The organism is Marinilabiliales bacterium (assembly GCA_007695015.1).
GTDB lineage: Bacteria > Bacteroidota > Bacteroidia > Bacteroidales > PUMT01 > PXAP01.
This window is the reverse complement of the sequence record REEN01000118.1, coordinates 1-6,404: the sequence shown is the minus strand read 5'-3', so window position 1 is coordinate 6,404 and position 6,404 is coordinate 1. Positions and strand designations below refer to the sequence as shown.

Below are 6,404 nucleotides of genomic sequence, written 5' to 3'. Positions count from 1 at the left end.
TTGCCCGGCAACCAACTCCTCAGGTCCGTATTGTATGAAGGGTCGTTCAGAATAATGCTCTGCCGGCGGTTAATGTCTATTATTTTGAAACTTACCATGTAATTCCTGTAAACCGGGGCCACGCCGGTATTGGCCCATTCGCTCTCAACCCTGAGAGTTTGTCCGGCATTCACCTGGTCGGGTACCGTGAGGTAATTGATCACGAACCTGTAACCCATTTTCTTCATGAACTCCTCGGCCGCACTCCACCACCTGGGCGGCACGGGCGATGATTTGTTATTGAAAACGGAAACCCGCCAGCGCAGCGCTTCATTGAAGATTTGCTCAATATCATAACCACTGTCGGCCCATACCTGCATGACACCGCACGATTCAAAATGTACGGGGGCATGCTTCCAGGCATCGGCAGCGCCTGCTTCATCGATGTATTGCTGGTAAGCATCTCTCATATGGTTCCATTCCGGAGAAAAACTGCCGAGATCTCCCAGGCAGTCCGCTCTCCACCCGGTACCGTTCTTAATTGCATAAGCAAGTTCTTCACCGCCTCCTATAAGCATCAGAAGAGGGGTTTCGGTAAAGCTTTCCAGGAAAATATCAACCAGTGCCTTCCTGATTTCGGGTTTTACCACTGGCTGTGGCTCTACAAAGGCAAAGTGCCATTCACCCCAGTGGCCCAGTGAGCGCATATCCACATGATCTATATCTGGATGTCCGTCATACCTTTTCCCCATTTCTCTCACAAGCCGTCCAAAATGCTCCAGGTAGAGCGGATCGTTGTGGTCGGGCATCCAGCTTTTGCCTCCCCGCTCAGGCACGTAATCGAATCCCCTGGCTCCCAGATCCCTGTACCATTCAGGAGGGCCCCCGTTCACCGGCATGATCGCCAGTCCCACCCTTTGACCGCGCGATCTTGCTACTTCGATTATCTGGTCTGTCCTGACCCAGTCATAACTGCCATTTTCCGGCTCAATATCCGACCAGTACAGCCGCCAATAGGCGACCGTTGATTTAGGGTGCCCCTCAATATTGCCATCAAAATTGTTCATGGTGGTGAAACCCATACCCGGATTATAAAGTACATCGTCAATAGTTTTCGGCCTGATGGTATTCCTGCCGGGACTTCCTTCGAAACCTGTCTGCGCGGTTAGCCCGGTATTTAGCATCAGAAGGAGGAAGGACAGAAGTATGCCGCATGCTGCCGGAAATTTGCTTCGGACTGCCAGGGAGATGCTGCCGGTAGTCCGGCAGATGCCTCGTACTGCCAGGCATGAACCGGCTGCTGTTCTGGCGGTGCTGCCTGATGACCGGGAAATGGAGCGGGCTGAGTGGATTTGGCTTTTTGCTGAAGCGGTTGTCATTGCAGTGAGTTTTTGATGTTTCTGCCGGTTTTTTGTTGTTATCTGTTGCCACCTGCAGCCTGGTTGATGATCTCCCATGCCCTTTCCACATCTGCCAGGGTGGTGGTTCGCTGGCCAACGGAAAGCCTGATGGTGTAGCGACCCGATAGTAGCGTATGGGTGAGGAAGACCTCCCCTGTTTCGTTTATTCGCATTAGCAACTCCCTGTTGATTCGGTCCAGTTCCTTTTCGGAACTGTTGCCGTCGTTCCGGCGGAAGCAGACCAGGCTTGCGCTGATGGGGGCCAGCAGCTCAAAATGGTTCGATACTCTTACCTGCTCCCCTAACCATTGTGCCATCCTGATATGGTTTCGCACTATCTCCTTCAGACCATCTACCCCGTAGTGGCGGATAACAAACCAGAGCTTAAGCGCCCTGAAACGCCGGCCAAGCTGTATGCCCCAGTCCCTGTAATTATTCACCTGTGCATCCCTGCCGGTTTTCAGGTATTCGGGGTTGATGGACATTGTTTTTATGAGATGTTCGGGGTTGCGCACAAAATAGGCTGAGCAGTCAAAGTTGGTCATCATCCATTTATGTGGGTTGAAAACCAGTGAGTCAACATATTCAGCTCCCTTCATCAGATCCCTTTTCTCTTCAAGAATTGCTGCCGTTCCTGCCATCGCAGCATCCACGTGCAGCCAGATACCGTGTTTTTTGCATACTGCGCCAATCTCATCAACAGGGTCTATGGCTGTCGATGAGGTGGTGCCGACAGTAGCGATAACACAGGCAGGTCTGAATCCTCTTTCAATGTCCTCCTGTATGGCTTCCTCCAGCTTATCAGGCCTCATGGCATAATTTTCATCAATTTCGATATAGATGAGGTTTTTCCGCCCGTATCCCGCCATCCTGACACCCTTCTCAATGCTTGAGTGCGCTTCGGCCGATGCATAAACCCTGAGGGCCGGGCCCGCAGCAGTTTTTTCGCCGGACCTGTTTCCGGTCCCGGTTCGGGTTGCTTTACCGGTGCCTGCTTCCTGTTCTTCACGACTTCCGGGGAATCCGTAAAGTCCTGTCTCATTACAGGTAAACCCGGTAGCTACCTCGCGGGCGGTGAGCAATGCAGTGAGTGTGGCAGTTGATGCCGTATCGTGGATAACTCCTTTCATCCCTTCGGGAAGGCCTGTCATCTGCCGCAGCCAGTCCGTTACCACCTCCTCAAGTTCGGTTGCGGCCGGTGAGGTCTCCCACGACATGCACTGGGCACCAAGCCCTGCCGTAAGCATTTCGCCAAGGACTGATGCCGGACTGTTGTTTGCGGGAAAGTAGGCAAACCAGCCCGGATGCTGCCAGTGGGTCATCCCGGGAAGGATGATCTCCTTGAAATCTTTCAATATAGTTTTCATCTCCTCCGGGCCGGCAGGTGGTTCCTTGGGCAGTTTCGAGATGATATCCCCCGGTCCGGCTTCGGACCTTACCGGGTAATGCCTGACATTCTCAAAATAATCGGCTATCCAGTCGACTATCTCATGCCCGTATTTCCTGAAAGTATCCTTGTCCATTATTGTATTTCCTTTTTCTTAAGTTAATTTTACAGCTGGAGGTAAAGACAGGGTTCGCGATTTTTGACTAAATTGACTGCAATATCCGGTTAAAAGTAATAAAAAAATCTGCCCGTAATGAAAATTATATTAACGCTAACGCCCGGATCCATATCCTAACCGGTTTGTTCCGCTGATAGCCCGGCATGATCCGGCAGGTGCGGGGAGATCGGAGCGTTATGGGAAGAAACGATGATACCGGGATAACAAAAAACATGAATTTATGAACCGGAACATGATCATAATGGCTTTGATACTGCTGGTTTCTTGCCAGGAACGAAGGCATCCTGAACATCAGGATGATTTGATCGTCGGCGCCATGAATGTTACTGCCACGGAGGGTGATACACTCTTCTATGACAAGGTGATGAAGCAGTTGCTGGAGGAGGCTGGCCCCGATTGGGATATCGGCCGGCGGATGGTGCTGGCGGGAAAGATGTTTCTCGGCACACCCTATGTTGCGTCAACTCTTGAGGTCGAAGGCGACGAGCACCTGGTTATCAACTTGCTGGGAGTGGATTGTACAACACTTGTTGAATACGTAACTGCCATGGCGCTCTGTTCAGCAGGTGACCGGCAGGGTTCAGCAGGTGACCGGCAGGGTTCAGCAGGTGAACAACAGGGTTCAGCCGGCGATCAGCAGAATTCAGTGGGTGACCGGCAGGGTCCGGCCGGCGATCGGCATGGATTCGGCTGCTTCGCCCGGCAACTCGCCGAACTCCGGTACCGCGGCGGGATGATAGATGGCTATCCCTCACGGCTCCATTATTTCACTGAATGGCTGAAGGACAATGAAAGGAAGGGCTACATTGATATTATAAGCGATGAGGCCGGCAACAGGAAACTTGATACCAAAGTGGGCTTTATGACTGCCAACCCCGGTTCATACAGGCAACTGGAGGAGGATGCCTCACTGGTATATGTGATGGCTGGAATTGAGAAGTGGATCTCTGCTTACGATATGAGGTATATTTCCAGGGACCAGATTGATGATATTGCTCCACTGATCAATGATGGTGATATTATAGCCTTTGTTTCAGATATAGAGGGGCTTGATGTTTCGCATACCGGACTTGCAATTTTTGTGGATGAAAGACTTCACTTTCTTCATGCATCATCCAGATCGCAGGAGGTAGAAATTACAACGGTGCCATTGTCGGAATATCTCGCTGACAGCAGCAGGATACCTGGCATTCTTGTGGCCAGGGTAAAACCTGTCGCGGATTAATTCATAGATTAAGATGAGCATATTTTCACAGCACAATAAAATCCGGCCCGATTTGCCATACGCATGAATCAGTATTTTGCATTGTAAGGGTAATTTTTGATCTGTTTTCTTTACTTTGCAGCGATATTTTATTTGAAACCGGGATTGAGCCACTGATGAGCAGTCCCTATGAACAATCAGACTTATGACGTTGCCGGAAAAAGATTTGGGAGTAATAGCATTCGGAGTAAAAACAGGAATAATAACTGCTGAAGATGACCTTGCCGGGGTCATCAGTAGAACCATAGCCAAAAACCCTGAGATAATAAATGACGGAGATATCCTGTGCGTAACCGAATCGGTAGTTGCCATCACACAGCATAATGTGGTAAACCTGTCAGATGTTTCTGCCGGGATAGGTAAGAGACTTAACCTCGAAGAGAGTTCAACTGTCGGCGTTGTCCATCCCATACTGTCGCGCAACCGTTTCTCGATGATGCTTAAAGCGATAGCCAAGGCGGTTCCCAAAGGAAAAGTTATCATTCAGTTGAGGTTTCCTGACGATGAACAGGGCAATCCTGTTATTTCGAAAGAGACGCTGAAAAAGATGGGCAAATGCTTTGACGATCTTATAACAGTTGATGAGATAGGGGATGACAGGCTGCTGCACCCCGAAACCGGGATGGACTATATCGGGTATTATGAGGAGATCGTAAAGGAGGCCGGCAGCGATGCTGAGATATTCCTCTCCAATAATTTCAGTCATATTACTGCCAGGGAGCCTGACGGCATCATTGTAAGCAATGTTCATGAAAGGAATGAGGTGCTTGAGGAGATCAGGGAAACAGGGTATAAAAATGTCATTACCCTGCAGGATATCTATTCCGATCCCCGGAAGGGAGTCTATTCGGAATACGGGCTTCTCGGATCGAACCTCCTCGACCCCGTCAATGAACAGCTAAAGCTCATGCCCAGGGAATCAGACCGGGTATGTGAGGAGATCAGGGAGATGATAGATAAGGAGTTTGGCAGGAAGGCAGAGGTGCTTATTTACGGTGACGGCGCCTACAAGGACCCTGAGTCTGGCATTTTTGAACTTGCCGATCCGGTATCGTGCTTCGGCTGTACGGCCGGGATAAAGAACAGGAACAGGATAGGTGTCAAGACCAAGTACCTGATGCAAAAGCTGCATAACGAAGGTAAGTCGCGGGAGGAGATCGAGAAGATAATCGCAGAAGAGAGCCGGAAATTTGCCGAAAAGCAGGACAAGCAGGGATTCAGCGCCCAGGGTACCACCCCCCGCAAGATAGAGAACCTTGTCTCTTCGCTGGCCGACCTCGTTTCAGGAAGCGGCGACACCAACACACCGCTGGTTGTCGTGAGGGGTTTTATCTAAGATTGAACAAGCCCCGGAGATCCGGGGCTTGTCTTCCAGCTAAAAAAATGGGGTTTCTATTGTTTTACCATCTTTATTACCAGGTTTATTCCATTTTCCTTTTCAAATCTGAGCAGGTAAATTCCTTTTTCCAGGTTGCCGGTTGAAATTGTTTTCTCTTCCAGGTCAATGATGTTATAATTTCCGATTACCTGCCCCGTAACATTCAGAAGAGTAATTCTACTGAATGAACCGGGATTAGAGATGGTCAGTTGATCGGTAAAGGGATTTGGAAAAATTCCCGGTGCGGGCTTCTCTGCGTCCCTGATCTGGGTCACCAGAACGAATTCGGCAGTGATGTTTTTGTTGGCGTCCATCGTAAATGTCTGTGTAGCCTGCGTCGCGGTGATGCTTCCGGTCCATCCCTCAAATATGGCATTTGCTTCGGCAGCCGCATCGATGGTAACCTCCGTGCCCTCGTCAAACTGCAGGGGCTCTGTATATGTGTCTCCGTTCACACTGACCAGGCCCGGTCCTGTAACAGTGATGGTCAGGGTGTACTCCGGTACGGCTGTTTCGGTGAATGTGGCGGTGATGTTCTTGTCGGCGTCCATCGTAAATGTCTGTGTAGCCTGTGTCGCGGTAATGCTTCCGGTCCATCCCTCAAATTCGGCATTTTCTTCGGCAACCGCCTCGATGGTGACCTCCGTGCCCTCTTCAAACTGCAGGGCCCCTGCAAACGGGTCTCCGTTCACGTTGACCGAGCCCGGTCCTGTAACGGATATTGTCAGGGTGTACTCCGGCAGGGCAGTTTCAGCAAATGTCGCGGTGATGTTCATGTCGGCGTCCATCGTAAATGTCTGTGTCGCCTGTGTCGCGGT

Annotated in this window: 6 protein-coding genes; 3 read left to right on the top strand and 3 right to left on the bottom strand. The window is 50.5% G+C overall.

The genetic code is table 11. The annotated features are described in order from the left end of the window. Positions 1-1,163: DUF4832 domain-containing protein (locus EA408_13865; protein TVR68138.1), on the bottom strand; the 1,163-nt coding region annotated here is incomplete at its 3' end. 22 nt (positions 1,164-1,185) lie between these two features. Between EA408_13865 and EA408_13860 the strand changes: the two genes are divergently transcribed. Beyond that, positions 1,186-1,374, top strand: a complete 189-nt coding sequence (locus tag EA408_13860) for a hypothetical protein (protein ID TVR68137.1) — start codon at positions 1,186-1,188, stop codon at positions 1,372-1,374. Positions 1,375-1,396: 22 nt separating this feature from the next. Here the strand turns inward: EA408_13860 and EA408_13855 are convergent, their stop codons facing one another. Continuing rightward, a complete protein-coding gene (locus EA408_13855; GenBank protein ID TVR68136.1) occupies positions 1,397-2,902 on the bottom strand; it encodes an aminotransferase class V-fold PLP-dependent enzyme in 1,506 nt (501 codons plus the stop codon). Between the two features lie 262 nt (positions 2,903-3,164). Here EA408_13855 and EA408_13850 point away from each other — a divergent pair, with 262 nt between their 5' ends. Together EA408_13850 and EA408_13845 are read left to right on the top strand one after the other, a co-directional pair. After that, positions 3,165-4,169 (top strand): DUF1460 domain-containing protein, encoded by a 1,005-nt coding sequence (locus EA408_13850; protein TVR68135.1) that lies wholly within the window; start codon positions 3,165-3,167, stop codon positions 4,167-4,169. A gap of 184 nt (positions 4,170-4,353) precedes the next feature. Then, positions 4,354-5,544, top strand: a complete 1,191-nt coding sequence (locus EA408_13845; GenBank protein ID TVR68134.1) for a hypothetical protein — start codon at positions 4,354-4,356, stop codon at positions 5,542-5,544. 56 nt (positions 5,545-5,600) lie between these two features. Here the strand turns inward: EA408_13845 and EA408_13840 are convergent, their stop codons facing one another. Further along, on the bottom strand, positions 5,601-6,374 hold the full coding sequence (locus tag EA408_13840) for a T9SS C-terminal target domain-containing protein (protein ID TVR68133.1): 774 nt from the start codon (positions 6,372-6,374) through the stop codon (positions 5,601-5,603). Positions 6,375-6,404: the final 30 nt, after the last annotated feature.

Bases quoted from the DNA above. Each gene is read 5' to 3' on its own strand.
- EA408_13850 (TVR68135.1), top strand. From the start codon at position 3,165: ATGAACCGGAACATGATCATAATGGCTTTGATACTGCTGGTTTCTTGC.
- EA408_13840 (TVR68133.1), bottom strand. From the start codon at position 6,374: ATGGACGCCGACATGAACATCACCGCGACATTTGCTGAAACTGCCCTG.
- EA408_13860 (TVR68137.1), top strand. From the start codon at position 1,186: ATGCCGCATGCTGCCGGAAATTTGCTTCGGACTGCCAGGGAGATGCTG.
- EA408_13845 (TVR68134.1), top strand. From the start codon at position 4,354: ATGACGTTGCCGGAAAAAGATTTGGGAGTAATAGCATTCGGAGTAAAA.
- EA408_13855 (TVR68136.1), bottom strand. From the start codon at position 2,902: ATGGACAAGGATACTTTCAGGAAATACGGGCATGAGATAGTCGACTGG.